This is a genomic window from Mesorhizobium sp. CNPSo 4661 (assembly GCF_057784215.1).
In genome coordinates this window covers 190,720-217,488 of record NZ_JBWGIO010000003.1, presented here as the reverse complement: position 1 = coordinate 217,488, position 26,769 = coordinate 190,720, and the positions used below count along the sequence as shown (strand labels likewise).

Below are 26,769 nucleotides of genomic sequence, written 5' to 3'. Positions count from 1 at the left end.
GGCGGCGTCAGGCCGGGGCTGGAGCAATTCCAGGAAAAGTGTGCAACGGTTTGCGTTCGGCGACTTCGCCGTAACCCCCGTCCGGAATTTGCGTAGCAACAAGGAGTCAAGCCAGCGTCCGCTCGATCTCCGCGATCAAGGCATCGAGCGCCGCACGCACGCTCGCGCCATCCGCCTGCTCGACCAGCAGCGTCTCCAGCACTGAGGCGCGCGCGCTGATCTCCGCGAAACCGAATGTGCCGGCAGCACCCGCGAGCGAATGGGCGAGGCGGACCAGCGGATCGTTGCCGGGCAGGGGAACAGCCTGATGAGCGATGGCCTTCAGCTCCGCGAGCTGATCGGCGCAACGGGCGAGGAAGCGTTGGCGCAGAGGGGCGAAGGGATCGGGGGAGATGGCTGGGCTCCTGAATTGGCGGAGGCGGTATTCAAGCAGAAAGCGGGGTGAGGTGGAACAACCGGTTCTGTGTTGCCGGTGAACTCCCAAACTCTTCCCTCGGAAAATCCTTTAGAGCACGATAAGATTTAGCATGACTCCGGATCAACGATATTGGTGGCGCGTCGCCCTTGAACTGAAGCTTCGCAAATGTGGCGGGGACGCCTTTCAAGATTTTTTCTCGACGGTTATGACCAAAGCGCACGGCAGCGATTTCGTTCGCCTTCGGGCTTTCGGGCAACTGGGCGACAAGGGCTGCGATGGCTACCTGCAATCGTCGGGGGGAGTCTTTCAGTGCTACGGCGCGCTTAATGGTGACGGGGGAAAGGTTTCTTACCTCGTTGGCAAGATGGCGGACGACTTCGCCAAGGCACTCGTCGGCGTGCCCGAAATAATGAAAAAATGGCAGATGGTTCACAATCTGGTCGATGGCTTGCCGATTGAGGCCGTTCAGAAGCTCAAGGCTTTAGAGACCGCCAATCCAACCGTACAGTTTGGGTTTGTCGGCATCGAGGCGCTGGAGACCGCGATATTTGGCCTGCCTGAAGAGCAGATCGAGGATTTGCTTGGCGCCGTTGCAACTACCCGAGACTCCCAGAATCTCCAGCCCGCCGAATTAAGGGACCTTGTCGCTGCGGTCATCCTGCAGGCGGACAGCGTTACATTCGATGTAGGCGCAATTCGCCCGGTTCCGGCAGACAAACTCGATTTCAACAAATTGCCCAGCCACTGGCGTTCGTTGATCGCGCACGGCTGGCAAAACACGCACCATGTTTCACAATATCTGCAGCACCACCCTGATCCGATGGTTGGGGAGAGGATCGCGCAGTCGTTTAGGGTGAAATACCAATACCTGAAGACCCAACAGCTCACCCCAGGCGACATCATGGCGAAGCTCTACGAGGCGATCACGGGGCAGGGAATAGTTACGCCTGAACGTCAGGTTGCCGCCCAAGCACTTCTGGCGTTCCTCTTCGAGAGTTGTGATATCTTCGAGGACGATCCGTCGAAAGTGGCCGCGCAGTGATTCTCCCCGGAAAACACCTCCCCCATGATCGCGCACTATTGGGGGTCGGCGCTGAGATTCTGGCGCGCCTCGACGAAGATTGCACTGTCTCCGAACTGTGGGAGAGGGTCCTGGTCTCGCGCGGGCCAACCGCAACACCACTCTCATTCGACTGGTTCGTTCTTGCGCTGACATTTTTGTACTCGATTGCGGCCATTGAGTATGACGGCATCATAATCAGAGCGGCACAAGTATGATTGTGTCGATTGAGAGCTCGCTGGCGACGTTCAAGTCGATCTCGTTTCACCCAGGTTTGAACGTTCTGCTTGCGGATACCCGCGCAGACGCGACCAATAAGCAGACCCGCAACAGCGCTGGCAAAACGAGCTTGGTGGAGACCATCCATTTCCTGCTCGGAGCGAATTGCGACAAGGACTCTCTGTTTCGGACACCGTCTCTGGTAGAGCATTCCTTTCGCGGTACTTTTCAGATCAAAGGCGAAAGCTTCACGGTTGAACGGACTGGCCAAGAGCCAGCCAAGATTTTCCTTATCGACGAAAACATTCATTCGGACCTCCCCACTAAAATCGACAAGGGGAGCGGCCGACCTTATGTCAGCAATACAAATTGGCGGATTTATCTTGGGCATGCGATGTTCGGTATGCCGGCAAATGTGGTCGGAACTATATTCGATGAGCCCGGGACGCCGACTTTTCGAGCGCTCTTTTCTTACTTTGCTAGGCGCTGGCTGTCCGGTGCCTTTTCGTATCCTGAGCGGCAAGCAGAACAGCAGCAGCGCGGAGACTGGCAGGTCAATCTTTCTTACCTCCTCGGTCTGGACTGGCAAATTCCCTACCAGTTCCAGAAAGTCCGCGAGCGCGAGCGAACACTGGAAGAGTTAAAGAAAGCTGCCCGCGGTGGTGCGTTTGGCAACATCCTCGGCACAGTTGCCGAACTGCGACCACAGGTGACAATTGCGGAGACCCGTGCTGAAAAGCTCCGCGCACAGCTATCCAGCTTTGAGGTATTGGATTCCTACCGGGATCTGTCTCGACGAGCCGCGCGTCTGAAAAGCGATATGCAGGCTGTGGGCAGGGAATCCATAAGCCTGAGCGAAACACTAGAGCATCTTGAACGAGCCGTCGATACTGAGCGTCCGCCAGATCACGCCGATCTCAAGAAGCTCTACGAGGCTACCGGCATCGAACTCCCCAATGTTGCACTTCGCCGTTTTGAAGAAATCAACCGTTTTTACGATTCAGTTGTCGTCAACAGGCGTGTACACTTGAGCCGGGAGATTGCGCAGACGCGGCAAAGTATCAGGGAGAATGAGGAACAACTGGCAGCACTCGATCGGGAGCGCTCGGAGATTTTGAGGACCCTGGAAGGCCGTGGCGCGCTGGAAGATTTCATAACGCTTCAGCGCGATCTGGCCACGGTCGAAGCATTGGCCGCCACACTCCGAGAGCGTTTCAAAGCTGCCGAAGTTCTTGAGGGCGAGTCGGCACAATTAGACATCGATCGGGCACACCTAAAGCGCCGCCTTCAAGAGGATCATCAACTACGAGCGCCAGTCCTGGAGAAGGCAATCCTATTGATTGCTGACGCGATCAGCGAACTTTATGATGACAGGAGCGGCCAGTTCATCGTCGAGGCCACGGAGAACGGCCCTGAATTCAAGATTTCTATAGAAGGCGACCGCGGGGGAGGAATTTCGAAGGTCGAGATTTTCTGCCTCGATCTTGCTCTGCTTCAAATAGCAAAAGACAATTTCGGAGGACCGGGCTTTCTTATCCATGATAGCCATTTGTTTGATGGCGTCGATGCGCGGCAAATAGCATCCGCGCTCTTGCTTGGAGCAAGGGGGGCAGGGCTGGATATGCAGTATATCGTGACACTGAATTCGGACATCTTCGACAGCCTTCCGCTGTCGGACGATATCGATAGAGACGAAGTTGTGCTCTCCACCCGGCTTTCCGATGAAGCAGAGACGGGTGGTATTTTCGGATTCCGTTTCGATTAACGGATGTAGTTGCCTGCACTTTGCGAAAGGTCAGGAATTCTTCGTTCGTATGTTATGGGTAGAATCAATAAATTTATGCGGCGGACCAGCGAAGAGCATTGCTTTGAGCTCAGGCCGCCACCTTTGTTTGGGGGAACGGGTTGGGCACCTTGAAAACTTCGAAGATCACCGCTGTCGACTTTTTTGATGACCTAGGCTCACCCTACGCCCGGAAGTGGTTCTTTTGGGGGTTCATCGGCCTATGCGCCCTATGCTTGGTCGTGATCGGTCTAGAGCGAAGCTTGATGTCCAAGGGTATCCTTCAGGACATCGTGGACGGCGTGTTTATGCAGGTGCTGACCGGCTCGCTAATCATACTCGCCTTTTACGCGATATACATGCATTTCATCGGCCCAAATCCTGGGCTCCGCGAGGTCACGGCAGTCCGGCCGCGCGACATAAGTGGGCACATGAAAGAACTACCCGTCGCGGCGCGCACCTACATGTTCTGGGGTAGGTCCGGCTCATACTTCCGCTCGGCACCTCTTCTCAAGTTGGATGAGCAGGCGAGGGATGAAAAGCGCAACATCGACGTCGAGGTGGTTCTTCCTGACCCGATGGACGAGCGGCTGATCCGGTCGTATCAGGACATCCGGTCATCGCTAGGAGAAGATTCTGAGGGCAATCCGTTGCTCGCCAATGTGCTGGCAACGAGTATGGTTTGCGCGATAGTAAGCGCAAATAACAAATACATTAATATCAGAGTGTACTACTCGAAGTTCCTTCCGGCTTTTCGAGTTGATCTTTCAGACAACGGCGCGATTATGACGCAAGATGATATGGCTAAGTCGGCCCTTTTTTTGAATTTGGTTCTGAGTTCTACGAGATGTTGGTGAATACGATTAGGAACGAGGCTGCCGTGTCTAGGGAGATAAGATGGGACGAGGCCATCTTTAGGGGTAAGAAGTTGGAGGAGAAGAGCTGCGACAAACAAACGCTAAACGCCTTCGGTATTGAGATCGATGATGTCGATACTCTGCAGCAAGAAGTAGCCAAGATGATCGCTGAACGGAAGCACCGATACAAATGATGGACGTAGCAGATGTCATTGCGCGAAGCGCGGACTTCCGCGCCCATCCCCTCGGGTTTTATTACCTGCAGGAATCTCACGGCGATGGAGCCAGCCGGCGTGTTCACGTATGGCTTCCGGGCGGACCAAGTGGCCCCGAGAACGATCGCCACCAGCATTCTTTCGATATTCATTCCGACGTTCGTCTTGGTCGGATGAGGAGCGAACTATTCCGTTTTGTCGAGATGCCTGAAGGGGATGAGCGGGAATTCATGGTGGTCTACGGAAAAGCCGAGTCGACCTTGTCGCCCACGGGACGTCTGGGAAAGCTACATATGGCAACGATGTTCGAAAGTAGCGCCGGGGACAGCTATTTTCTTCAGGCCGGGATAATCCATCGCGTTGGCGTGGTCGAGCGTCCGTGCGTCACTTTCCTAAAAACGGTCGAGCGAGGAGCGCCGATCCTCTCATACGGCAAGGAGACACGAGAAGCGCCGTTCGACCGGAGGCAGGTTACATCTGGGGAGCGAGAGCAGATAGCGACGGTGCTGCGCGCTGCAAGATAAATCGGTGGCTGCCGCGTTCCGTTGAGCCTCTTGCCAACCCTCCCACCTTCCCCTACTCTCCCACCTGAGAAAACCTTTTCCCAAATCGCCCCACGTCCGCTGACCTCACCCCTCATCACCGCACAGGGCGATCAGAGAAAACCTTTTCCCAGCTAAGGAATCCGCCGCGCCCATGTCCGCCGAACCAGCGCCAGTTTCCGCCAAGCCGCCGGTCACGCTGCGCGAGGTCGCGGCCGCAGCCGGCGTCAGCGTCGCCACGGCGTCGAAGGCGCTGAACGGGCGGGGGCGGATGACGGCGGAGACGCGCGAGAGGATCCGCGAGACGGCGCGGACGCTCGGCTTCCGGCCGAACAGCCTGGCGCAGAGCCTGTTGCGCAAGCGCTCCTTCACCGTCGGGCTGCTCACCAACGACACCTATGGCCGCTTCTCGCTGCCGCTGATGGCCGGTGTTTCGGATGCGCTGGTCGACAAGGGCGTGTCGGTGTTCCTGTGCAATGTCGAGGACGACCCGCGGCTCGGCCAGCTGCATGTCGAGGCCATGCTCGACAAGCGCGTCGACGGCATCGTCGCCACCGGAAAACGCATCGACCGCCATCTGCCGGTCGATCTCTCCAACCTGCGCATTCCGGTGGTCTATGCCTTCACCCAGCCCGATCCCGGCGCGGTCGGCCTCGTCTCCGACGACGCCGGCGGCGCGCGGCTGGCGGTCGAGCAGTTTTTGCGGCTCGGGCGCCGCCGCATCGCCCATGTCAGCGGACCGGCGAGTTTTGCCGTGGTGCACACGCGGGCCGAGGCCTGGCGCGATGTTCTCAAGGAGAACGGCTTACCCGTGAGCGAGCCGCTGCTGGGCGCCTGGTCGGAAGCCTGGGGCCATGAGGCTGTGGCAAAGCTGTTCGGCAAGGCGGGCAGGGAAGGGTGGCCGGACGCCGTCTTCTGCGGCAACGACCAGATTGCCCGCGGCGTCATCGATGCGCTGCGCGAGCGCGGCATTAGCGTGCCCGAGGATGTCGGCGTCATCGGCTTCGACAATTGGGAGATCGTGGCCGAGGCGACGCGCCCGCCGCTCACCTCCGTCGACATGAACCTGGCGAGCCTCGGGCGCGAGGCCGGGCTTGCCCTGCTTTCGCTCGTCGAGGGCCAGCCGGCCGCGCCGGGCATCAGGAAACTGCCATGCCGGCTGGTGGTGCGGCAGTCATGCGGCAGTCCGCCGCAATGAAGCAACAAGGCCACGCGTCCGCCGGGCGGCGTGGTCAAAACAGGGAGGAGAACCATGAGGAGGAGTAACGTGAAGACCATGTTTGCCAAGCTTGCCTTGGCCGCTGCCGTCATCGGCGGCGGCTTGCAGGCGGCGTCGGCCGAGACCGCCAACATCTGGGTGCGCGCCGACGGCTCGAATTTCATGCCGCGCATCGTCGACGCCTTCAACAAGGCGAACAAGGACCAGATCAAGCTCGACATCATTCCCAATGCCGAGATCATCCCGAAATATGGCGCGGCCGCCGCCGGCGGCACCGCGCCCGACGCGCTCTCGCTCGACCTGATCTACACGCCGTCCTTCGCCGCCGCCGGCCAGCTGGAGGACATCACCGACTGGGCGAAATCCTTGCCCTATTTTGCCAGCCTGTCGCCGGCGCATGTGAAGACCGGCACCTACAAGGACCGCATCTATGGCCTGCCGTTCTCGGCCGACGCCTCGGTGCTGATCTGGAACAAGAAGCTGTTCAAGCAGGCGGGGCTGGACCCGGAGAAGGGACCGGCCAACTGGGCCGACATCGAGGCCGACGCCGAGAAGGTCAACGCGCTCGGCGGCGACATCAAGGGCTTCTACTTCTCCGGCAATTGCGGCGGCTGCAACATCTTCACCTTCACGCCGCTGATCTGGGCCTCGGGTGGCGACATCCTGTCCGAGGACGGCTCGAAGGCGACACTGGACAGCCCGCAGCTGCGCGGCGCCATCGACCTCTATCGCTCGATGGTCAAGAAGGGCCTGGTGCCCGAGGGCGCGCAGACCGACACCGGCGCCAATTTCTTCGCCGCTTTCGCCGGCGGCAAGATCGGTATCTCGCCGTCCGGCGCCTTCGCCATCGGCGCGCTCAACACGCAGTATCCGGACGTCGACTACGGCATCACCTTCCTGCCGGGCAAGGATGGCGGCTGGTCGTCCTTCGCCGGCGGCGACAATTTCGTCGTCACCAAGGGCACCAAGAAGATCGCCGTGGTGAAGGAGTTTTTGGACTTCGCCTACTCGCTCGAAGGCCAGACCATCCTCGCCAAATATGGCAGCCTGCCGGTGCGCAACGACATCGCCAAGGACGCGCTGAAGGACCTCGACCCGCGCTACCAGGTGGCGGCCGAGGCGATGGCCAAGGGCAGGACGCCCTATTCGGTGGTGTTCAACGACCTGATCAACTCCGCCAACGGCCCGTGGACGCAGATGATCAACGAGGTGTTCTTCGGCGACGACGTCGACGGCGCCATCAAGAACGCGCAGGACACCATGCAGTCGATCATCGACCAGGCGCCGAACAAGTAGACACCAGGGCCTATAGGCGGCGAGGATCGCGCAACGCCTCGCCGCCCAGGCTCTGACCGGCCGCCCGCCCCGTCTCCCTGGCCGGGCGGCCGGATGTTGCATTCGCTGAATGGCAGGGACTGACGCGTTGAGACAGCACACTCTCACTAGCATCGCCAATTTGAGGCGCCGGCGGGCTGGCTCCCCCTTCTCCCCTTGTGGGAGAAGGTGGCCGAGCGAAGCTCGGTCGGATGAGGGGTGCTCCAGCGGAGTGAGACGCCGGCATCCCCTGGAACACCCCTCATCCGTCTCGGCGCTGCGCGCCGATCCACCTTCTCCCACAAGGGGAGAAGGGGAGGTGCTGCCATGACCGCCATCGCCGCCACCTCCGCGCCCGCCCGCTCTCGCGCCCGCACCGGCCTGCGGCAATGGGTCGGTCTGCTCTATGTCCTGCCGGCCGTCGCGTTGGTCACGGTCTTCTTCGTCATCCCGCTCGGCATGACGGCCTGGATGTCGCTCAACAACTGGCCGCTGATGGGCGAGCATTCCTTCATCGGCCTCGACAATTATGTCGCCATCCTGCGCGACACGCGCTTCTGGAACGCGCTGAAATTCACCTTCTACTACACGGTGATCGTCACCATCGCGATCTTCGCCGTCGCCTTTCCGCTGGCGATCTTCATCGAAAAACCGCGGCCGCTCACCAATCTCTACCGCACCGCCTTCTTCATGCCGGCGGTGGTCGGCTTCGCCTCGGCGAGCCTGCTCTGGTCGTGGCTGCTCAACGTCGATTCAGGCCTGTTCAGCCCAGCCGCCTACGACCTCGGCCTGACCGCGAAGAAGGTCAATCTTCTCGCCACCTTCCAGCCTGCCTTCTGGTCGATCATCGCCATGGTGGTCTGGAAGGTCGCCGGCTTCACGATGATCATCCTGATGACAGGCCTGCAGTCGATCCCGCAGGATCTGCAGGAGGCCGCCGTCATCGATGGCGCCGGCCCGTTCGCCAGGTTCCGGGCGATCACGCTGCCCTTGATGCGCCGCACGCTGGCGCTGGCGCTTATCCTGTCGGTGGCGGGCTCGATCCTCGCCTTCGACCAGTTCTACATCATCCTGCGCGGCGGTCCGCGCAACCAGACGCTGACGGCGGTCTACTGGATCTTCAACCAGTCCTTCGTGTCGTTCAAGCTGGGCTATGGCGCCGCACTTTCCATGGTGCTGCTGGTCATCCTGGTGGCGCTCAGCCTCATCCAGCTCTGGCTGCTGCGCAAGCCCGAGGGGCTCGACTGATGGCCGAGGCGATGTCGCAGAACCGCAAAGTCGGCTTCAGCCTGGCCAGGCATTCCACCGGCATCATCGCCTCGGTGCTGTTCCTGGCGCCAATCGTCTGGACGGTGCTGTCGACCTTCAAGCCGGCGCAGGAAGCGCGCCAGCCGCCGCTGCCGCCCTGGCCGACCACCGGCTTCTCGATCGAGAACTACGAGACGCTGAACTCCTTCGGCGACGGGCTCTGGGTCTCGGCGCAAAACAGCATCTACGTGTCGGTGATGACGGTGCTGCTCTCGGTGCTGGTCAGCGTGCTTGCCGGCTACGGCTTCTCGCGCTTCCGTTTCCCGTTCCGGGATTTCTTCTTCGTCCTCATCCTGTCGACGATCATGATCCCGTTCCAGTCGATCCTGACGCCGATCTTCCTGGTGCTGACGAAGCTTGGCCTGCACAACACGCTGACCGGGCTGGTCTGCGTCTATGTCACGCTGCAGCTGCCCTTCTCGATCTTCATGATGCGCAACGCCTTCGACGCCGTGCCGCGCGAGATCGAGGAAGCCGCGCGCATGGACGGCGCCAACAACGTCACCATGCTCATCAAGGTGATGCTGCCGCTGGTCTGGCCGGGCGTCGTCACCATCGCGCTGTTTGCCTTCCTCGGCGCCTGGAACGAGTTCCTGGCCGCGCTGGTGCTGATGACCGACCAGTCCAAATTCACCCTGCCGGTGATGATGACGGCACTTCAGTCCGGCCGCTTCGGCGCCATCGACTGGGGCGCGGTGCAGGCCGGCGTCACGGTGATGATGGTGCCTTGCCTGATCCTGTTCCTGGCGCTGCAGCGCTTCTACATCCGCGGCCTCATGGCCGGGGCCGTCAAGTAATTCGAATGGAGTGAAACCATGACCGCATCGCAAGCCGCCACGCAGACCGGCGCATCCGCCAGGCCGAAGCTCGCTTTCCGGCCGTTGCCCGTGCCGCAGGTCGATGTCCGCGGTTTCTGGGGCGACCGCGTCGACGCGGTCGCCGCCAGGACCGCCGGCATCCTCTACGACCGCTGCGTCGAGGCGCGCATGCTGGAGCAGATCGATCCGGACCTGCCGTCGCCCGGCGTGGTCATCCCGTTCCATGTCAGCGACGGTTTTACCGCGCGCACCGTCACCACGCAGATGTTCTGGGATTCCGACTGGGGCAAGACGATCGAGACCGCCGCCTATTCGCTCTACCGGCGCCGCAATGCCGATCTCGAAAAGAAGATCGACGCCGTCATCGACATGTATGGCAAGCTGCAGCAGGAGGACGGCTATCTGTCCAGCTGGTACCAGCGCATCCAGCCCGGCCTGCGCTGGACCAATTTGCGCGACTGCCACGAGCTCTATTGCGCCGGCCATTTGATCGAGGGTGCGGTCGCTTACTACCAGGCGACCGGCAAACGCAAGCTGCTCGACATCATGAGCCGCTACGCCGACCACATCGCCGACACGTTCGGTCCCGAGCCCGGCAAGCGGAAGGGCTATTGCGGCCATGAGGAGATCGAGCTGGCGCTGGTCCGGCTGGCGCGCGCCACCGGCAACGACAAATATATGAAGCTGGCCAAGTATTTCATCGACCAGCGCGGCCAGCAGCCGCATTACTTCGACGAGGAGGCGCTGGCGCGCGGCGCCGACCCCAAGGATTTCCACTTCAAGACCTATGAATACAACCAGTCGCACAGGCCGGTGCGCGAGCAGGACAAGGTCGTCGGCCATGCGGTCAGGGCGATGTATCTCTATTCCGGCATGGCCGACATCGCGACCGAATATGGCGACGACACGCTGAAGGTCGCGCTGGAGCGGCTGTGGGACGACCTCACGACGAAGAGCCTCTACGTCACCGGCGGTCTCGGCCCGTCCGCCGACAATGAGGGGTTCACCAACGACTACGACCTGCCCAACGAGACCGCCTATGCCGAGACCTGCGCCTCGGTCGGCCTGGTGTTCTGGGCAAGCCGCATGCTCGGCATGGGCCCGAACGCGCGCTACGCCGACATGATGGAGCGGGCGCTTTACAACGGCTCGATCTCGGGCCTGTCGCTTGACGGCTCGCTGTTCTTCTACGAGAACCCGCTGGAGAGCCGCGGCGGCCACCATCGCTGGAAATGGCACCGCTGCCCGTGCTGCCCGCCCAATATCGGCCGCATGGTCGCCTCCATCGGCAGCTATTTCTACGGCCTCGCCGACGACGCGCTGGCCGTGCATCTCTATGGCGACTCGACCGCGCGTTTCGAGATCGCCGGCCGGCAGGTTACCCTGGTCCAGGCCAGCAACTATCCCTGGGATGGCGCGGTCGCGATCGAGGTCGGGCCGGAGGCGCCGGTCGCGTTCACGCTTCATTTGCGCATACCCGCCTGGTGCCGCAAGGCGGCGTTGCGCGTCAACGGCAAGCTGGTCGATCTCGAAGCGGCGACGGTCGACGGTTATGCCGCGATCCGCCGCGAATGGCGCCAGGGCGACAAGGTCGAGCTCGACCTCGAAATGTCGATGGCGCGCCTCTTCGCCAACCCCAATGTGCGCCAGGACATCGGCCGCGTGGCGCTGGCGCGCGGCCCGCTGATCTACTGCGTCGAGGAAACCGACAATGGCGGCGGGCTGCACCGCATCGCCCTGCCGCGCGAGGCCAGGCTCGAGGCCCACAAGGAGCCGAACCTGCTCGGCGGCATCGTCACGCTTTCAGCCATCGGCAGCAGGGCGCAGACGGAAAACTGGGGCGCCGATCTCTACCGCCCGAAACCGCCGACGACGACGGAGACGAAGCTCAAGGCCGTTCCCTATTTCGCCTGGGACAATCGCGATCCCGGCGAGATGCTGGTGTGGCTGAGGGAAGGGTAGGGCTGCTCGGCTTACAGATGCACGAAGGCCGTCAGCGGCAGGTGGTCGGAGGCGACGCGCGACAGTGGCGTGTCATGCGCCTCCACCGCTGAAACCAGATCGTGCCGGTTGCCCAGGATGCGGTCGAGCGCCAGCACCGGCAGGCCGGATGGGAAAGTCGGCACCGCCGGCGGCGTCGGCCCGAAGGTCGTGTGCAGCGTGTTCAGCGCCGAGCGGTTGCCGAGCCGCCATTCGTTGAGGTCGCCGAGCAAGAGCGTCGGCCTCTCGTCGGCGCTGCTCATGATGTCGAGCACGACGCGGGCCTGTTCCGAGCGCGAGCGGCGCAACAGGCCGAGATGGGCGGCGATGACGCGCAGGCTGCGTTTTTCGTCGAGATCGATCTCGGCGACCAGCGCGCCGCGCGGCTCCAGCCCGGGCAGCTTGATCTGGTGGACGTCCCGCACCGTTCCGCGCTTGAACAGCAGCACATTGCCGCGCCAGCCATGCCCCTTGCCGTTGCCGATTACCGGCACCGGAACCAGCCCCGTATCGTGTTCCAGGCGGGCAAGGTCGAGCAGCCCGGCCTTGTCGCCGAAGCGGTTGTCCGCTTCCTGCAGGGCGATCACGTCGGGGCTCATTTCGCGGATGACGCGCGCCGTCCTTTCAGGGTCGAACTTGCGGTCGGTGCCGATGCATTTGTGGACATTGTAGGAGGCGACGACGATCTCGGCGCCGTTGACGCGCTTGCGCGGCGTCGCCTTCGCCTTGCGCGCACTTCTGCCGCGGATCGACAAGATCACGGTCTCCGGCAGGCTGCGTCCCTTGATGTCGTCTATCTCCATGATCCCGGTGCTCGATTTCCTGTTCTAAAGATAGGGCGATCCCAGCCATAGCAAGCGGTCGAAGACGCGGATTGCGAACGGCCTTGCGTTCAGCGTCTGCAGCGTCACCGGCTGGGCGGTCGAGATGGCCGCCCCGATGCGGGCGTCGATCTCGGCGGCGAAGTTTTCATCCAGCACTTCCATGTCGATCTCGAAATTCAGTCTCAGCGAGCGCGCGTCCAGGTTGGAAGAGCCGACATAGGCCCACACGCCGTCGATCGCCATCAGCTTCGAATGGTCGAATACGCCTTCATGGCGCCAGACCCGGCAATAGTGCTTCAAGACCTGGTCGAACTGCGCCGTCATCGCATGGTCGACGAGGAAAAGGTTGTTCACCGCCGGCACGACGATGTCGATTTCGACACCGCGCCGGCCGGCGGTGGTCAGCGCGCTGATGAATTCCCGGTCCGGCAGGAAATAGGGCGACATGATGCGGATCGATTTGCGGGCGACAGAGAACGCGCCCATCAGCAGCTTGAGATTGGTTTCGTTGGACGCGTCCGGCCCGCTCGCGACCGCGCGCACCAACATTGGCTGCCCGGGCGGCGGCGCGGCGCGCTCGACCTGCCAGGGTCCGTCCTTCAAGGCCTCGTTGCCGGCAAAGCGCCAGTCCTCGGCGGCAACCGAGAACAGGTCCGCCACCACCGGCCCGGTGACCTCGAAATGGGTGTCGCGCGAACTGTCGGAACCGGCGAATTCGGCCGAGAATCCCTTGCGGATGTTCATGCCTCCGGTGAACGCCACCATGCCGTCGACGATCAGGATCTTCCTGTGGGTCCTGAGATTGGCATAGGGAAGTCTCAGGCCCATGACGATATTGCCGTTGAACAGATCGACGGTGACGTCGGCTTCCCTGAGTTGCTTCAGGATGCTGGGCACCGAATAGCGCACGCCGACGGCGTCGATCAGCACCCGCACGGTGACGCCGCGCTTGACGGCGTTGCCGAGCGACTGGACGAAAAGCGCGCCCACCGCGTCATTGTCGAAGATATAGGTTTCGAGCAGCACGCTTTTCTGCGCCGCATCGATCGCCCCGCACATCGCCGTATAGGCCTCGTCGCCGGTCTTTAGCACGGCGATGGTGTTTCCCGAGGTGAGGGGGCGCCGCGCCACCCTGTCGCCAAGCGTCTTCAGCCCGGTGAAACGCTGGCCGTATTCGGCGTTGATCAGGGCTTCAAGCGCGACGTCGCGGTCATGCCTGGCGGCGGCGGCCTCGCTGGAGACAGGGCGCATGGCGCTGATCGTCGCGCGGCGGATGCGGTTGATGCCGGCGATGGCGTAGATGATCGCGCCGAGGAACGGCGACAACAGCATCACGCCCACCCAGCCGGTGGCCGCGCGCACGTCTTCCTTGGTCATGATGGCGTGGACGATGCCCACCGCCGCCATCGCCAGCGAGAGGATCAGGATAAGCGTCGACCAGTGACTCGCAATCGCCTCGAACATCGGCCCGACTATTGTGCGAGCCGGCGCGGAAGGCAATGCGGGCGGTCATTCCCGCAATCGTTCGGATGCATGATATCTGGCGGCAAGGACCGCGGTCATCCGATCGGCCAGTTCCGCGACCGGCCCGGTCTTTTCCCAGGCATAGAGCGAGACCACCATCCGGGGCGCGGCGCCGAACGCCGCATAGGGCTGGACATGACGCCCGGCCACCGCGCTTTTGGGCAGCAACGACAGGCCGAGCCCCGCCTCGACGCCGACCAGCACGTTGCGCAGGCTGCTGCCGGAGAAGGCGATGTACCAGCGCCGTTGTTGGCGTTCGATCCGCTCGAACATGGCCTCGCGATAGAGGCCGCCGGGCGGAAAGACGACCAGCGGGATGGGATCGGCCCAATCGGATTGCCGGTCAGCGCTTTCGAACCACGCCATCGGTTCGGGAAAGCTCGCCCGGCAATCGGGCTCCGCGACCGCCTCCTTGACCACCACGATGTCGAACTCGCCGGCGCGATAGCGCCTGGTGAGATCGCGGCTCAAGCCGGCGGTGACGTCCAGCCGCGCCGCGCGGTTGTTCTTGGCGAAACCGCCGAACACGTCCGCCATCTGCGAATTGACGATATCCTCCGGCACGCCGATCCGCACCGGCGCGGTGCCGGCCGGATCGCCAAGCGCCGTTTCCGCTTCGTGCTGCAAATCGAGGATGCGACGCGCATAGCCAAGCAGGCGTTCGCCCGCGGCCGTCGGCTGGATCGGCCTCGTGTCGCGATCGACCAGGCTTTGCCCGACCGCGTCCTCCAGCCGTGCAAGCTGCTGGCTGATCGTCGATTGCGTCATGTTCAGCCGCTCCGCCGCCTGGGTGAAGCTGCCGGCGTCGGCAATCGCAATGAAGGCTCGCAGAAGGCGCGGATCGAGCATCTTTCCCATTTCGCCGGTACATCGGTGTCGATCATTTAAAATCATAATGTGATCGATGCATACATTTAATTTCTAAATGCCTCTGCGCGGCCCTATCTGGAAGCGCGGACAAGACCATGCCCACAGCCGGTAGGAGCCAGGAATGCATCGTCTCTTTTTTGTTTTTGCCTTGCTGGTGCTCGCTTGCGTTTCGGCGATCGCGTCAGGAGAAACCATGCGCACAACCCCTTTGCACGCCGCGGCCGCCGCTGACGACGTGGATGCCATCGGCAGGCTTTTGTCGCAAGGCGCCGAGATCGACGCGCGCGACGACACCGGCGCCACGCCGCTGCTTGTCGCCACGCACGACAACAGGATCACCGCCGCGAGCGCGCTGATCGCTGCCGGAGCGGACGTCAACGCGAAGGACAACATCGAGGACAGCCCGTACCTCTACGCCGGCGCGCGCGGGCATCTCGAAATCCTCAGGCTGGCGCTCGCCCATGGCGCCGATCTCGAGAGCATCAACCGCTATGGCGGCACCGCGCTCATCCCGGCTTCCGAGCGCGGCCATGTCGAGACCGTGCGCACGCTGATAGAGGCCGGTGTCGACGTCGACCATGTCAACAAGCTCGGTTGGACCGCGCTGCTGGAAGCCATCATCCTTGGCGACGGCGGCGAGCGCCACCAGCAGATCGTCGACTTGCTGATCAAGGCCGGAGCCGACGTCAATCTAGCCGACGGCGATGGCGTGACGCCGCTGCGGCATGCCCGCGACCGCGGCTTCAAGGCGATCGAGAAGCTCCTCATGGCCGCCGGCGCGAATTGAGAAAAATCGGCGGCGACATGAACGGACAGAAAAGTATCGAGGCGGCGTCCAGCCGCTTTCTCATGCTTGCCGTGGTCGCCCTGGTCGGGCTCAACCTCAGGCCGTTCATCACCGGCATCGGTCCGTTGGCGGCGGGCATGCGGGCCGAAACCGGTCTCGGCACGCAGGGCATCGCGCTGCTGACGCTGGTGCCGATACTGCTGATGGGGATCCTCGCCTTTGCCGGCCCGTCCTTGCAGGCGCTGATTGGCGCCAGCCGGGCGGTCATCGCGGCGCTCGCCATTCTTGCCCTCGCATCCTTCCTGCGCCTATTCGTGTCGACTGGTCTCGGAATGGTGGGAACCGCCGCCTTGCTCGGCCTGGGGGCGGCCGTCGTGCAAGCCGTGTTCCCCGGCATCGTCAAGCGGCAGTTTCCCAGCCATGTCAGCCTCGTGATGGGGCTTTATTCATCGATGCTGATGGGCGGCGGCGCGCTTGGCGCGCAGCTCGCGCCGCTGATCGCCACAGCCTTGGGCGACTGGCATTTCGGGCTCGTCTGGATGGCGTTGCCGGCATTGGTCGCGGTTGTGCTCGCCTTGGCCTGCTTGCCGCGCGACGCCATCCGCCCGCAAGGCAGGAACGCGGCAGCGGGCTTCCTCAAGCGGCCGCGCACCTGGTTGCTGATGGCCTGCTTCGGCCTCGTCAATGGCGGCTACTCGACCTCGGTGGCCTGGCTTGCGCCTTATTACCAGGAGCAAGGCTGGACGAGCGCTTCCAGCGGCGGCCTGCTGGCGGCCATGGCCGTGGGGCAGGCGCTCTCGGCCCTGCTGCTGCCGGCCCTTGCCGGCAAAAGCGCGGACCGCCGGCCGTGGCTCTGGCTGACCTTGGCCATGCAGGCAGTTGGTTTTGCCGGGTTGATCCTGCAACCGCAGACCGCGCCCTTCATCCTCGCGCTCCTGCTGGGAGCGGGGCTGGGCGGTTCCTTCTCGCTGACCATGATCGTCGCGCTCGAACATCTGCCGGACCCGGCGGAGGCCGGCGCGCTGTCGGCCATGATGCAAGGCGGCGGCTTCCTCATCGCCGCGATACCGCCCTGGATCGTCGCGGTGCTGCACGACATGGCCGGCGGCTTTCGCGCCGGCTGGCTGCTGCACCTCGCCTGTATATCGATCGTCACCGTGCTGACCTTCCGCCTCGCGCCGCAGGGCTACTCACGGGCCATGAGGCTACCGGCCGCCGAACAGGTCGCGTGTTGAAGGGCTATGCGCTGGCCAGCGTTGGAAGCTGGCCCTGAAAAGGCGCTTCAATCGAATTTCACGAAAGTTTCCTGCAACGATCAGGACATTCCTTCGGCCGAATGGGAGTTATTGCCCGTCTTCAAAAGCCGATGGAGGAACCAATGGCTGAGATCCTTGCCTGCCGGGGGAAGCCAAGACCGACCGTTTTCCAGCTCATTCTCCGGATACTGGGAAGAGCCAACATAAGCAGCGCCTCTGGCGACGCTGACTTGAGGGGGCTCCAGTGGGACAAAAATACGATCCGGGAACTCTCCAGGCTGAGCGACGAACAACTGAGTGATATCGGCATGTATCGTAAGCGTCGCAGTGTCAGGTCGGACTATCTCGGGCGCGATTTGCAGATCCGCCAGCAGGTGAGTTTCGACTATTATCGCCTCGATATTTAGCGTGTATTGTAATCTGGCACGCTGACCTGAGATAGAAGGTCGGCTGCGCCGAACAGGCGGGGGCCTGCATGACAGAGCATTTTGTTTTGCGGCGTGCCAAGCCGCGCGACGCTGCGGCCTTGTCGGTCTTTGCCGCCCGGCTTTTCCGGGAAACCTATGCCGGCGACACCGCTGCTTCCGACCTGGCCGACTATATCGACAAGAACTTTCGTCCAGAGCGGCTGCACGCGGCAATAGCCGACCCGTGTGGTGTCGTCTTCCTGGCCGTGAAGCGCCACGGGGCTATCCTGGGATATGCGCACCTCCTTGCCGGCGAAGATATGCCGTTCCTCAACCGCCTCTACGTCGATGAGGAGTTGCGAGGAACCGGTCTTGCCGAGCGCCTTCTCAACCAGGTTCGGAGCGAGTGCTGGCGGCGCGGGGCGGCGACGCTGCGACTGAGTGTTTTCGAGAAGAATGCCCGCGCCATCGCCTTCTATCGGCGGTCGGGCTTTGTCGTGACCGGCGTCACGACCTTCATGGTCGGTGACGACAAGCAGACTGATATCGAAATGCAGATGCCGATATGCGTGGATAGCGTCTCGGCTGCGCGAGGGGAGCGGCTCCAGACTTCGGTCCGGCAATGCCAATGAAACCTGACCTGGTTTACCAGTTCGGAGGACATACTCTCGATCTCGCTCGACGCAGGCTGCACCGCAACAATCAGGATGTGGCGCTGCGCCCGAAATCGCTGGCGCTTTTGGTCTATCTGATCGAGAACCCCGGCAGGGTGATCGACAAGGAGGAACTGATCGGCGCGGTCTGGCCGAACTCGATCGTCTCCGACGATTCCCTCAGCCAGTGTCTGAAAGACGTCCGCTCCGCCCTCGGAGCGGAGGCTGAAAGCCTGATCAGGACGGTGCCGCGTCGCGGCTACATCCTGGACGAAGGCCAGGTGCAGCGCCGGAGCGAGCTTCCGGCCTTGCAATCCCAAAAACCTTCCCTCGCGGTCTTCTCCTTCCGGCCGCTGGCGCTGGATCGCGAACACACCTGGTTCGCGGACGGTCTGGGCGAAGATATCGCCGCGGCGCTGACGAGAAGCCGACAGTTGCTGGTCGTGCCACGGTCTCGCCCTGCCGATCAGGGATCTATCCAATCGGTACTCGAGGATACCTCGGCGACGGGAATTCGCTATGTGGTCGACGGGAGTGTGCGATTGGTAAGCGGCCGTATCCGCGTCATGGCTCAACTTCTGGATGCGCATTCCGGAGCGCTTCTGTGGGCGGATCGTTTCGACCGCTATGTCAGCGATATTTTCGACATCCATGACGAGATCGTCGAAGCGGTAGTCAAACATCTCGAGATCGAACTTCTGCCTGAGGAACGGCATTCGATTCAGCTGCCTCGGACCGACAGCATGGAGGCCTACACCTACTATCGGCATGGATGGCAACTTGCCCGGCATTGGAGCAAGGCCTACCTGATGATCGCCCGCCGCATGTTTGCGCAGGCAGTCGCGTTAGATGCGAGCTTCGCACGCGCCCATTGCGCCTTGGCCCTTTGCGACTGCTTTCTCCTGGAGTGGTTTGCGAGCCGGGAAACGCCCGGTTCCATCCTCGTCACTGCCGATCGGGCGCTGGCTCTCGACCCGAACCTGGCACAGGCGCATGTGGCCCGGGGGCTGGCGTTTCAACGCATTGGCGATGTCGACAAGGCCCAGGCCGCATTCGCAAAGGCGCTCGCCATCGATCCTGCTTGCTATGAAGCGCGCTTATTCGCAGGTTTCCTTGCATGGATATGCGGCCGACGCGATATCGCTAAAGCACACTTCGTCGAAGCCGCGCAATTGCGTCGGGAAGACTATCTCGCGCCCTATTTCGTCCTCGCCGTGATCGAAAGAACCTCACCCGAGAAGTTCAAATGGGCCCAACTGGCTCTTCAGCTGGCTGAGCGCGCCGCAGTGCTTCAACCCGAGAATCCCGCGCTGTTGTCGAGGGGTGCCATCGCGCTAACCCATCTTGGTAGGTCCCGCGAAGCGCTCTCGTGGATCCGCCGCGCTGTGGTGCTCGATCCCGACGATCCGGTCACGAATTACAATGCAGCGTCGGTGTACTCGGTTACAGGAGACCAGGACGCGGCGTTGCGATTCCTGGAGATCTATGTGCAGCAGAGCTCGGAGGACATGGTTGGCCTGGTCAAGAACGACGACGACCTGGCCGGTGTCCGAGAGCATCCGGGTTACCACGAACTCCTGAAGAGCTGGCGACCGCCGGTCTGATGGCCGCTACCCGTCAGCCACCGGATTGCCCGCTTCGCAGCCCAATTTCAGCTCTTTTTCATCACGGCTTCAGGACGTTCGCATCGGAGTCGGCCAAGCTACCATTGAGACAAGTTCACATTTCATGGGAAAATCGATGATGGCAGTACCCGAAAATGCGGTTCGCTACGAGTGTCTGATCGACCCTTCGGATTGTTATCTGATCTGGGATCGCGCAACCGGCCTGCCATGCACAGCCGTTGGCCATATCCTTGTTTTCACCAGACAGGAGGAGGCTGTCGAGGCGATACGTCTCCTGGAAAACGGAATGCCGGCCATGGACCTCTTTCGCAAGGTCGTCGGAGACTTCGTGCGCTGACCGCGAGGCGGCTATGTGTCGTTCAGCCAATCTCCCGCCGAGCCGTCAGCCATGATGCCAGATGGAACACGGCCATCAAAGAGATAACATCGGCACCGTGCTGCTGAGCATTGAGGCAGCGCCAGTTGGCAAGGCCGCTGGCCTAAGGCTTCCTGAAGAAGCCGGACAGGATGTTCGGGCCCGCTTCGCCTGGCCGCAGCCGGATCCCGTCCTCGAAGCAGTTCATCGTCACGCATTCGAAACCGCTGGCCGCGAGGAGCGCCACCAGCGAGTCGCGGTCGAAATGGTGCAGGTGCTCGTTGGGCAGGCGCATGCGCCAGTTGGCGAACCAGGTGTCGCCTTCGGCGCCGAGCTCGCGCCAGCGGCAATAGGGGACGGCGACGGCCAGGTGGCGGGTCTGAAGGCGGGACAGGAAACTGAGATCGGGAATGTGCTCGAGCACGTCGAACATGGCGACGAGATCCCAGGTGCCGGCGAGCGCCTGGTCCCAATCGACGAAGCGAACGCCCTTGGGCAGAGGGAACTCCGCGATATCGCAGCCGGCGCAATCGGCGACGCCGGTTATTTTCGCGGCTTCGATGAATGTGCCGGTGCCATATCCGATTTCCAGCACGGAACGAGGAATCTCGCCGGTGATGCCGAGCACCCAGCCAAGCCGCTGATAGCCGAGCTTGATGGTCCGGTCGCTCAGGTCCTCGTAATAGGAGATGTATTTCTTGTCGTATTTGATCGGCGTGAAGTCGATCTGGTGGATCACGCCGAACCTGTCCACCTCATAATTGTCCAACATTGTCCGCGCGGCCTCCGGATACCGATTTCCCTACATTGTCAATTGCACGTGGCAGCGGCCTTGAGCGCATCGGCCCGGGAAGATGCGGGCAGATTTCCGATCCGTCGAACAGAGGCGTAGAACCTTGGATAGTCGCCGGAGCACAAGTCGAACAAGCGGAGAAACGCCGGAACCTCTTCGCCATAGACAGCGGTCGCGGCAAGCTTTGCGTTGTTGATGGGGCTATCGAACCAGGCGTCGTATCCGCGGTATCCGGCCCATCGCTGGTCGCGCATTTGCCGGTAGCGCGTCCGCAGCCTGTCGATGGTGGCGGCTTTGGCGGCTGCCATCTGCTCCGGGCGACGGGGGCTTCCATAGATCTGGCTCAGCTCGTCCCGGGTTTTCGCGATCAGTCCGAGAAAATCGGCCTTGCGCCTGCGATCGGCTTCGTAACTGCGCAACCCGGCGCGATTGCCGGTGGCGCCCAGCCATTTCCTCGTGCCGGTGGTTTCGACGGAAACAGCGAAAGCCTCGTTGAACGCGGAGTCGCCGTTCACATAGACTTTCTGATGCGCCAGCTCGTGGAAAACGAGGCTTGCGAGGTAGGTGTCGTTCTGGCGCAGCATGGTGCTGAGCAGCGGATCGCTGAACCAGCCCAGCGTGGAGTATGCCGTGATGCCCGTCACATAGACGTCCAGCCCCTGTCGTTGCAGTCCCGCGGCATTTTCGAGCGCATCCTTGCGCGAAAAATAGCCCTTGTAGGGAACGCAGCCGAAGACTGGGAAGCACCATGTTACCGGAGCGAGAGAGAATTGCGGCGCGGAAAAGACCGCCAGGGTCACATCGTTGCGACCGACGTCGACATAACTGCGATAGCTGCTGTTGTCGGGCAATGCCAGTTCTTGCGTGGCAAAGCGACGTATGGCGCTAGCCGAGGTCAGCTTGGCGCGCAGTGCCTCCGGCGTCGAGGGATCATGGATCAGCGTCGCAACATTCTTGCGCGCGGCCATGATCTCGACATGACCCTCCAATGACTGCGCATAGTAGGAAATGCTGGTGCATCCGACCACGCCGGACGCCATGATCACCGCGGCGAGCAATCGAAAAACGCGCTTCAAAGCCTGCCCACCGCCTGCTGATCTCCCATGGAGCAAATGTCCATTTGCTCCCGTGTCTCAAGCGCGCCTATTTTCGTCAAGACCTGGAAGAGCAGCGGTCGGACCTTCGATTTCGCAGCGGTGATCAGGATACGGCGCTCAGCGAAGATCTGCCCTCCGCCACGCCATCAGCCGCATTCGTGGCGCAAGACGGAAGGCCACCATCAACAGGATACATCGGCGCCATGCCGCTGAGCAGCGAGGCGCCCGCCTGGTTTGGCCCTCCAATCGCCGACGTTCGGGCTCCGGCCCAGGCAAAGCGGTCTTCGCCGCAAATGACAGCAGGCTTGGGACCTTTCCCCTAGGTATTGCTGGCTCGTGGGGGTAGCATGAGGCGCACTGGGGATGTGCACGATGACAGACGCCTCGATACGCCGGACGGACTTCATGATGGTCCTTGCCTATGCTTCGGACCTTGCCACCGGCCATTCGCGTGATTTCGCGCTGAAATCCTGCGTGCTTGCAATGCGGATCGCCAAGCTTGCGGGCCTTTCCGACGAGGTCCGGCGTAACGCCTATCACCAGTCTATGCTGCGTTATGTCGGCTGCAACGCCGACACCGACCTGCTCTCTAGCCTCTTCGGCGACGAAATCGCGCTTCGCCAGGATCTCGTCGGTCTCGACATGGGCAACCGTGCGGAATTGGGCAGGGTCTTCGTGCAGGCCTTCAAGCGGTTCTACTACGATCTCGAGCCTGACGCGCAGGCCAGGGCGATCGAGGCCGCGATGTCGCAGGCGCTCGCCGTAGCCCGCCCGGTGCTCACCGCGCATTGCGAGGTCGCTCAGCGGATCGGCGAGCGGCTTGGCTTGTCCGAGGACATCCGACGCAACCTTGGCCAGATCTACGAACGCTGGGACGGCAAGGGCCTGCCGCGCGGTTTAAGCGGCGAGGATGTCCTGCCGTCCGTCCGTCTGATCACGCTGGCGCAGGATGCAATCGCGCTCAGCGAGGCAGTCGGCATCGACGGGATGGCCGAAACCATCGCCAGTCGCGCGGATGGCCCATACGAAGCGGATCTAGCCCGGCTCGTCTCGGCCAACGCGGCGGCCTTGATGGACGGCATCGGCGCCACGGTCGACCGCGAGACGATTTTGGCGCTGGAGCCAGATCCGCCGGTAACGCTGGACGAGGGGGCTTGCGATGAGGCGTTCCTCGCCATTGCCGACATGATCGACATGCGCATGCCGTTTACGCAGGGCCATTCGCGAATGGTGTCGGAACTGGCCGCGGGTGCGGGGGCACGGATCGGGCTGCCCGGGGCTGACGTGCGCGCGCTGCGCTGGTCGGGCTGCATCCATGATATCGGCGAACTCGTCGTGCCGGTGGCGACCTGGATGCGCAACGGCCCGCTGTCGGTGCGTGAGCGCGACGCCGCGCAACTGCACGCTTATTACGGGGAGCGGGCGCTGGCTTCCTTCGGCCATGACGGCGATGCGATGGGCGCGCTCGTGCTGCGCCATCACGAGCGCCTGGACGGTTCGGGATATCACCGCAAGGTCAGCGGTTCCGACCTGTCTCCGGCGGCCAGGATCCTCGCCGCCGCCGAGGCCTTTCAGACGTCGCGGGAGGAACGTCCGCACCGCAAGGCGCTGTCCAGCGAGGCGGCGGCGACGCAGTTGCGTGCAGCCGTTCGTGACGGCTGTATCTGCCCCGACGCTGCCGAGGCCGTATTGTCCTTCGCCGGGCAGCAGTCGCGCCGGGCTTTGCCGCAGGCGCTAGCCGGCATGACGCGGCGCGAGATCGAGGTGCTGCGCCTGATCGCCGCCGGCCTTACGGCGAAGGAAACGGCTCGCAAGCTCGATATCTCGCCCAAGACCGCTGACCATCACATCCAGAGCGTCTATTCCAAGATCGGCGTGGCCACCCGAGCCGGCGCCGCGCTCTATGCGGTCGAGCACGGCCTTGTCCGGCCGGGCGTAATGCCGGCATAGGGAATCCACCCCATGTGCGACCGCTCCGGCGCGCGCATCGTGATCCTGTCGACGGACCAATGGTGGCCGCGACCGACAGGAGGAAATCAGATGCTTCTCGCAACGACCAAGGTGGCGGACGTCGACCGCTTCATCCGGATCTTTTCTACCAAGGGCGCCGACAAGCGCCGGCTGCACGGCTCGAACGGCGCAACCGTGTTCCGCGACCCGAGCGAGCCTGACCGCGTCTGGGCGATCTTCGACTGGGACGCCGAGGGTTGGAAGAACTTCGTGTCGGATCCGGAGGTCCCCGCGATCCTGCAGGAAGCCGGCCATGTCGGCAAGCCGCAGGCGGCATTGCTGCTGGGCCACTACGAGGCCTGAGGTCAACCGTGCGCGCCGCCTGCCGTCGGCGGCGGCGCGCCCGACGAAACCCCAAAGACGAACCTCAGAATCGGAGAAATCAGATGGATCCGAAACCCATCAAGATCGGCCTTATCGCCGAGCTCACCGGCCCATTGTCCTTCATGGGCATCGCCAACGCCAACCTCACCACCATGCTTGTCGACGACATCAACGCCAAAGGCGGCCTCCTCGGCCGCCCGGTGGAGCTAGTCATCGAGGATGGCGAAACTCTCGAAAGCGTCGCCAAGGCAAAGGCGGCGAAACTAGTCGACGTCGACAAGGTCGATGTGGTCGTCGGCGGCATCTACAGTTCGACCCGCCTGGCCATCAAGAGCGAGGCGGTCACCCGGGGCGGGACGCTCTACCTCTATACCGAGCAGTATGAGGGGCAGGAAAACGATCCGCTGATCTTCTGCACTGGCCCCGTGCCCGCGCAGCAGGTCGAGCCGCTGATCCCATGGCTCATGAAGTCCACGGGAGCCAGGAAATTCTACCTGCCATCCGCCGATTACATCTGGCCTCATTTGCTGAACAAGGCCGCGAGCCAGGTGGTGCGCGCCAATGGCGGCGAGATCGTCGGCGAGGAGTATTTTCCGCTGGACACTGTCGATTTCCGGCGGACGGTGCAGCAGATCATGGCGAGCGGCACCGACGTGGTTTTCAACACCATCGTCCCGCCGGGGCTGACACCGTTCCTCGAAGAACTGCACAAGGCCGGCTTCGGCAAACGCGGCGGCCGGATCGTCTGCACCTACTTCGACGAGAACTTCTTCAACCTGGTGCCGCCCGAACAGATCGAGGGCCTCTACAGCTGCCTCGACTACTACCAGGAACTCGACGAACCGTTCGGTCGCGCGCTGTTGCGGCGCTACAGCGAACGGTTCCCGGGCGGCGCTACCTTGACTGCGGGCAGCGGGTGCACCGGGCACTACCGGGCGATCAAGATGTGGGAAGCTGCCGTGAAGGAGGCGGGCAGTGTCGAGCGCGACGCGGTCATCCGGGCACTCGACCATGCTCGTATCGCCGAAGGCCCGGGAGGTGCGGCCGAGATGGTTCCAGGCCAGCATCATGTTCGCATGAACATGTACATCGCGCAGGCGCAGGGCGGTCAATTCAGGGTCGTGAAGAACTTGGGTCCGATCGATCCCAACGAGCGCGTACTTACCAACGAACTCCAACCAGGCTAGAGCATTTCACCGTTTCACGGAAACGGCGAAATGCCCTATCTCTTTGCTTCTACGCAATTCCGGACGGAAAACCGCTCACACTTTTCCTGGAATTGCTCTAGGTGGAGCGAGCGTCGGCACTTTTCTTCCAATTGGCGGGGGCCGCTGAACGGTGCCCCGCCCAGCCTTATGCCCGCTTGGCCACCAGCCGCAGCCATGGCGCAAGATGGAAAGCCGCCATCAGGAGATACATCGGTGCCATGCCGCTGAGCAGCGAGGCGCCCGGCATGCACATCATGTCGTGGCCGTCATAGGCGGCCGTAACCAGCGCCATTACGGCGAAGGTGGGCGCCGCGGCGAGGCAAAGCCAGTCCGCGAGGCCGAAGCCGCTCAGGCCGGTCGGGCGAGGGGAGTCGATGCTCATGATAGCCACCTTCTGAAGCGCTCAAGTTTCAAGCCCTTAGCGCGAAGCGATCGGCTCCGGCGGCGCACGGGTTGCGCCGCCGGAGTCGCTTCACGCTCAGGCGTTCTTGTTGCGGAACGCCGCTTCGCCGGCATCCGACACCTCGACCCATCTCTGGTCGGGGGCAGCCCCTGCTTCGTAGCTGTCGTGCCAGTTCCACCACTTGTAGGTCTGGGTCTGCGGATAGCCCTCGGGCGAATCCTCCCACACCTCCTGGCGGCCGAGCGGCGTGACGTCGAGATAGCTCCAGACGGTGCCGAACGCTTCATCGCCGCGGTTGTTGACGAAATAGGTGCGGAAAATACGCTTGCCGTCATGGATGAAGACGTTGTGGCCGTGCCATTCGTCGACGCCGAAATCCTTATCCCAGCTGTCGGTGATGGTGTACCAGGGCATCTTCCAATCCATCTGCTGCTTAAGCCGCTGGATGTCGGCCTGCGGCGCGCGCGAGGCATAGGCAAGCGTGGTGTCGCGGGCATTGAGATGGGCGAGGTTGCCGACCTGATCGGCGCCGAGCGAGCAGCCGCGGCAGGCATGCTCGGGCCAGCCATAGACGCCCGGCTCGAAGAAGGCGCGGTAGATGACGAGCTGCCGGCGACCTTCGAACAGATCGAGCAGGCTCACCTTGCCGTTCGGGCCTTCGAACACATAGTCCTTCTTGACTTCCATCCACGGCATGCGGCGGCGTTCGGCGGCCAGAGCGTCGCGGGCGCGGGTGACGGCCTTTTCCTTGACCAGCATCTCTTCATAGGCGCCTTCCCATGCTTCCTGCGAAACGACCGGCGGTGTCTTCATGTGTTGGGTCATTGCTCTTGTCCCGTTCTTGGGTTTGGTTGGGGGGTGACGAGGACAGACATAGGGCCGCACACCGCAATGGTGGGA

28 protein-coding genes are annotated in these 26,769 nt (G+C 62.5%); 20 read left to right on the top strand and 8 right to left on the bottom strand.

Annotation, left to right across the window (positions count from 1 at the left end; all coding sequences use genetic code 11):
* Positions 1 to 106: 106 nt before the first annotated feature.
* Positions 107 to 484: an Hpt domain-containing protein gene (locus AC0YKC_RS05810; protein WP_488510453.1), complete on the bottom strand. Its 378-nt coding sequence runs from the start codon at positions 482 to 484 to the stop codon at positions 107 to 109.
* A 43-nt stretch (positions 485 to 527) separates the two neighbouring features.
* Here AC0YKC_RS05810 and AC0YKC_RS05805 point away from each other — a divergent pair, with 43 nt between their 5' ends.
* The 11 genes from AC0YKC_RS05805 to AC0YKC_RS05755 all read left to right on the top strand — a co-directional run bounded on the left by AC0YKC_RS05805 (position 528) and on the right by AC0YKC_RS05755 (position 11,715).
* Entirely contained in the window at positions 528 to 1,460 is a 933-nt protein-coding gene (locus AC0YKC_RS05805; RefSeq protein WP_488510452.1) for an ABC-three component system protein, read from the top strand.
* Positions 1,457 to 1,696 carry an ABC-three component system middle component 6 gene (locus AC0YKC_RS05800; RefSeq protein WP_488510451.1) on the top strand — a complete coding sequence of 80 codons (240 nt, stop codon included), beginning with the start codon at positions 1,457 to 1,459 and terminating at the stop codon, positions 1,694 to 1,696. Before AC0YKC_RS05805 ends, AC0YKC_RS05800 begins: the two co-directional genes overlap by 4 nt.
* Complete coding sequence (locus tag AC0YKC_RS05795) at positions 1,693 to 3,462, top strand: ABC-three component system protein (protein ID WP_488510450.1); 1,770 nt, start codon at positions 1,693 to 1,695, stop codon at positions 3,460 to 3,462. Before AC0YKC_RS05800 ends, AC0YKC_RS05795 begins: the two co-directional genes overlap by 4 nt.
* A 284-nt stretch (positions 3,463 to 3,746) precedes the next feature.
* Positions 3,747 to 4,337 carry a hypothetical protein gene (locus AC0YKC_RS05790; protein WP_488510449.1) on the top strand — a complete coding sequence of 197 codons (591 nt, stop codon included), beginning with the start codon at positions 3,747 to 3,749 and terminating at the stop codon, positions 4,335 to 4,337.
* On the top strand, positions 4,334 to 4,531 hold the full coding sequence (locus tag AC0YKC_RS05785; RefSeq protein WP_488510448.1) for a hypothetical protein: 198 nt from the start codon (positions 4,334 to 4,336) through the stop codon (positions 4,529 to 4,531). Before AC0YKC_RS05790 ends, AC0YKC_RS05785 begins: the two co-directional genes overlap by 4 nt.
* Entirely contained in the window at positions 4,528 to 5,076 is a 549-nt protein-coding gene (locus AC0YKC_RS05780; protein WP_488510447.1) for a hypothetical protein, read from the top strand. Before AC0YKC_RS05785 ends, AC0YKC_RS05780 begins: the two co-directional genes overlap by 4 nt.
* Positions 5,077 to 5,248: 172 nt before the next feature.
* Positions 5,249 to 6,292, top strand: coding sequence for a LacI family DNA-binding transcriptional regulator (locus AC0YKC_RS05775; RefSeq protein WP_488510446.1), 1,044 nt, complete (start codon positions 5,249 to 5,251; stop codon positions 6,290 to 6,292).
* Positions 6,293 to 6,370: 78 nt separating this feature from the next.
* The gene (locus AC0YKC_RS05770; RefSeq protein WP_488510565.1) at positions 6,371 to 7,609 is read left to right on the top strand and encodes an ABC transporter substrate-binding protein; all 1,239 of its coding nucleotides are present in this window, start codon (positions 6,371 to 6,373) and stop codon (positions 7,607 to 7,609) included.
* Positions 7,610 to 7,954: 345 nt separating this feature from the next.
* Complete coding sequence (locus tag AC0YKC_RS05765) at positions 7,955 to 8,875, top strand: carbohydrate ABC transporter permease (RefSeq protein WP_488510445.1); 921 nt, start codon at positions 7,955 to 7,957, stop codon at positions 8,873 to 8,875.
* Positions 8,875 to 9,732, top strand: a complete 858-nt coding sequence (locus tag AC0YKC_RS05760; RefSeq protein WP_320297433.1) for a carbohydrate ABC transporter permease — start codon at positions 8,875 to 8,877, stop codon at positions 9,730 to 9,732. Before AC0YKC_RS05765 ends, AC0YKC_RS05760 begins: the two co-directional genes overlap by 1 nt.
* A gap of 18 nt (positions 9,733 to 9,750) precedes the next feature.
* Positions 9,751 to 11,715: a glycoside hydrolase family 127 protein gene (locus tag AC0YKC_RS05755; protein ID WP_488510444.1), complete on the top strand. Its 1,965-nt coding sequence runs from the start codon at positions 9,751 to 9,753 to the stop codon at positions 11,713 to 11,715.
* An 11-nt stretch (positions 11,716 to 11,726) separates the two neighbouring features.
* Here AC0YKC_RS05755 and AC0YKC_RS05750 read toward each other — a convergent pair whose 3' ends face one another.
* The 3 genes from AC0YKC_RS05750 to AC0YKC_RS05740 are packed head-to-tail and all read right to left on the bottom strand — an operon-like array spanning position 11,727 to position 14,930.
* Complete coding sequence (locus AC0YKC_RS05750) at positions 11,727 to 12,536, bottom strand: endonuclease/exonuclease/phosphatase family protein (RefSeq protein WP_488510442.1); 810 nt, start codon at positions 12,534 to 12,536, stop codon at positions 11,727 to 11,729.
* 24 nt (positions 12,537 to 12,560) lie between these two features.
* On the bottom strand, positions 12,561 to 14,021 hold the full coding sequence (locus tag AC0YKC_RS05745; protein ID WP_488510441.1) for a phospholipase D-like domain-containing protein: 1,461 nt from the start codon (positions 14,019 to 14,021) through the stop codon (positions 12,561 to 12,563).
* A gap of 45 nt (positions 14,022 to 14,066) precedes the next feature.
* Positions 14,067 to 14,930, bottom strand: a complete 864-nt coding sequence (locus AC0YKC_RS05740) for a LysR family transcriptional regulator (RefSeq protein WP_488510440.1) — start codon at positions 14,928 to 14,930, stop codon at positions 14,067 to 14,069.
* Between the two features lie 142 nt (positions 14,931 to 15,072).
* Between AC0YKC_RS05740 and AC0YKC_RS05735 the strand changes: the two genes are divergently transcribed.
* The 6 genes from AC0YKC_RS05735 (at position 15,073) to AC0YKC_RS05710 (ending at position 20,016) form a co-directional block, all read left to right on the top strand.
* Positions 15,073 to 15,738, top strand: a complete 666-nt coding sequence (locus tag AC0YKC_RS05735) for an ankyrin repeat domain-containing protein (RefSeq protein WP_488510439.1) — start codon at positions 15,073 to 15,075, stop codon at positions 15,736 to 15,738.
* A gap of 17 nt (positions 15,739 to 15,755) precedes the next feature.
* Positions 15,756 to 16,973, top strand: coding sequence for a cyanate transporter (locus AC0YKC_RS05730; RefSeq protein WP_488510438.1), 1,218 nt, complete (start codon positions 15,756 to 15,758; stop codon positions 16,971 to 16,973).
* A gap of 143 nt (positions 16,974 to 17,116) precedes the next feature.
* Complete coding sequence (locus AC0YKC_RS05725; protein WP_488510437.1) at positions 17,117 to 17,401, top strand: YjiS-like domain-containing protein; 285 nt, start codon at positions 17,117 to 17,119, stop codon at positions 17,399 to 17,401.
* 119 nt (positions 17,402 to 17,520) lie between these two features.
* On the top strand, positions 17,521 to 18,033 hold the full coding sequence (locus tag AC0YKC_RS05720) for a GNAT family N-acetyltransferase (protein ID WP_488510436.1): 513 nt from the start codon (positions 17,521 to 17,523) through the stop codon (positions 18,031 to 18,033).
* On the top strand, positions 18,030 to 19,658 hold the full coding sequence (locus tag AC0YKC_RS05715; protein WP_488510435.1) for a winged helix-turn-helix domain-containing protein: 1,629 nt from the start codon (positions 18,030 to 18,032) through the stop codon (positions 19,656 to 19,658). Before AC0YKC_RS05720 ends, AC0YKC_RS05715 begins: the two co-directional genes overlap by 4 nt.
* 136 nt (positions 19,659 to 19,794) lie before the next feature.
* Complete coding sequence (locus AC0YKC_RS05710) at positions 19,795 to 20,016, top strand: hypothetical protein (protein WP_488510434.1); 222 nt, start codon at positions 19,795 to 19,797, stop codon at positions 20,014 to 20,016.
* 142 nt (positions 20,017 to 20,158) lie between these two features.
* Here AC0YKC_RS05710 and AC0YKC_RS05705 read toward each other — a convergent pair whose 3' ends face one another.
* Both AC0YKC_RS05705 and AC0YKC_RS05700 read right to left on the bottom strand, forming a co-directional pair.
* Positions 20,159 to 20,806, bottom strand: a complete 648-nt coding sequence (locus tag AC0YKC_RS05705) for a class I SAM-dependent methyltransferase (protein ID WP_488510433.1) — start codon at positions 20,804 to 20,806, stop codon at positions 20,159 to 20,161.
* 38 nt (positions 20,807 to 20,844) lie between these two features.
* On the bottom strand, positions 20,845 to 21,867 hold the full coding sequence (locus AC0YKC_RS05700) for an aminopeptidase (RefSeq protein WP_488510564.1): 1,023 nt from the start codon (positions 21,865 to 21,867) through the stop codon (positions 20,845 to 20,847).
* A gap of 429 nt (positions 21,868 to 22,296) precedes the next feature.
* On the opposite strand from AC0YKC_RS05700, the gene AC0YKC_RS05695 reads away from it, so the two are divergent.
* From AC0YKC_RS05695 to AC0YKC_RS05685, 3 genes are all read left to right on the top strand, one after another.
* A complete protein-coding gene (locus AC0YKC_RS05695; RefSeq protein WP_488510432.1) occupies positions 22,297 to 23,874 on the top strand; it encodes an HD domain-containing phosphohydrolase in 1,578 nt (525 codons plus the stop codon).
* Positions 23,875 to 23,964: 90 nt separating this feature from the next.
* Positions 23,965 to 24,237 carry a hypothetical protein gene (locus AC0YKC_RS05690; protein WP_091581466.1) on the top strand — a complete coding sequence of 91 codons (273 nt, stop codon included), beginning with the start codon at positions 23,965 to 23,967 and terminating at the stop codon, positions 24,235 to 24,237.
* Between the two features lie 83 nt (positions 24,238 to 24,320).
* Positions 24,321 to 25,445 (top strand): substrate-binding protein, encoded by a 1,125-nt coding sequence (locus AC0YKC_RS05685; RefSeq protein WP_488510431.1) that lies wholly within the window; start codon positions 24,321 to 24,323, stop codon positions 25,443 to 25,445.
* 166 nt (positions 25,446 to 25,611) lie between these two features.
* On the opposite strand, the gene AC0YKC_RS05680 is transcribed toward AC0YKC_RS05685, so the two are convergent.
* Together AC0YKC_RS05680 and AC0YKC_RS05675 are read right to left on the bottom strand one after the other, a co-directional pair.
* Positions 25,612 to 25,848, bottom strand: a complete 237-nt coding sequence (locus AC0YKC_RS05680; protein ID WP_488510430.1) for a hypothetical protein — start codon at positions 25,846 to 25,848, stop codon at positions 25,612 to 25,614.
* Between the two features lie 96 nt (positions 25,849 to 25,944).
* Positions 25,945 to 26,694, bottom strand: coding sequence for a DUF899 domain-containing protein (locus AC0YKC_RS05675; protein WP_320297420.1), 750 nt, complete (start codon positions 26,692 to 26,694; stop codon positions 25,945 to 25,947).
* Positions 26,695 to 26,769 lie beyond the last annotated feature (75 nt).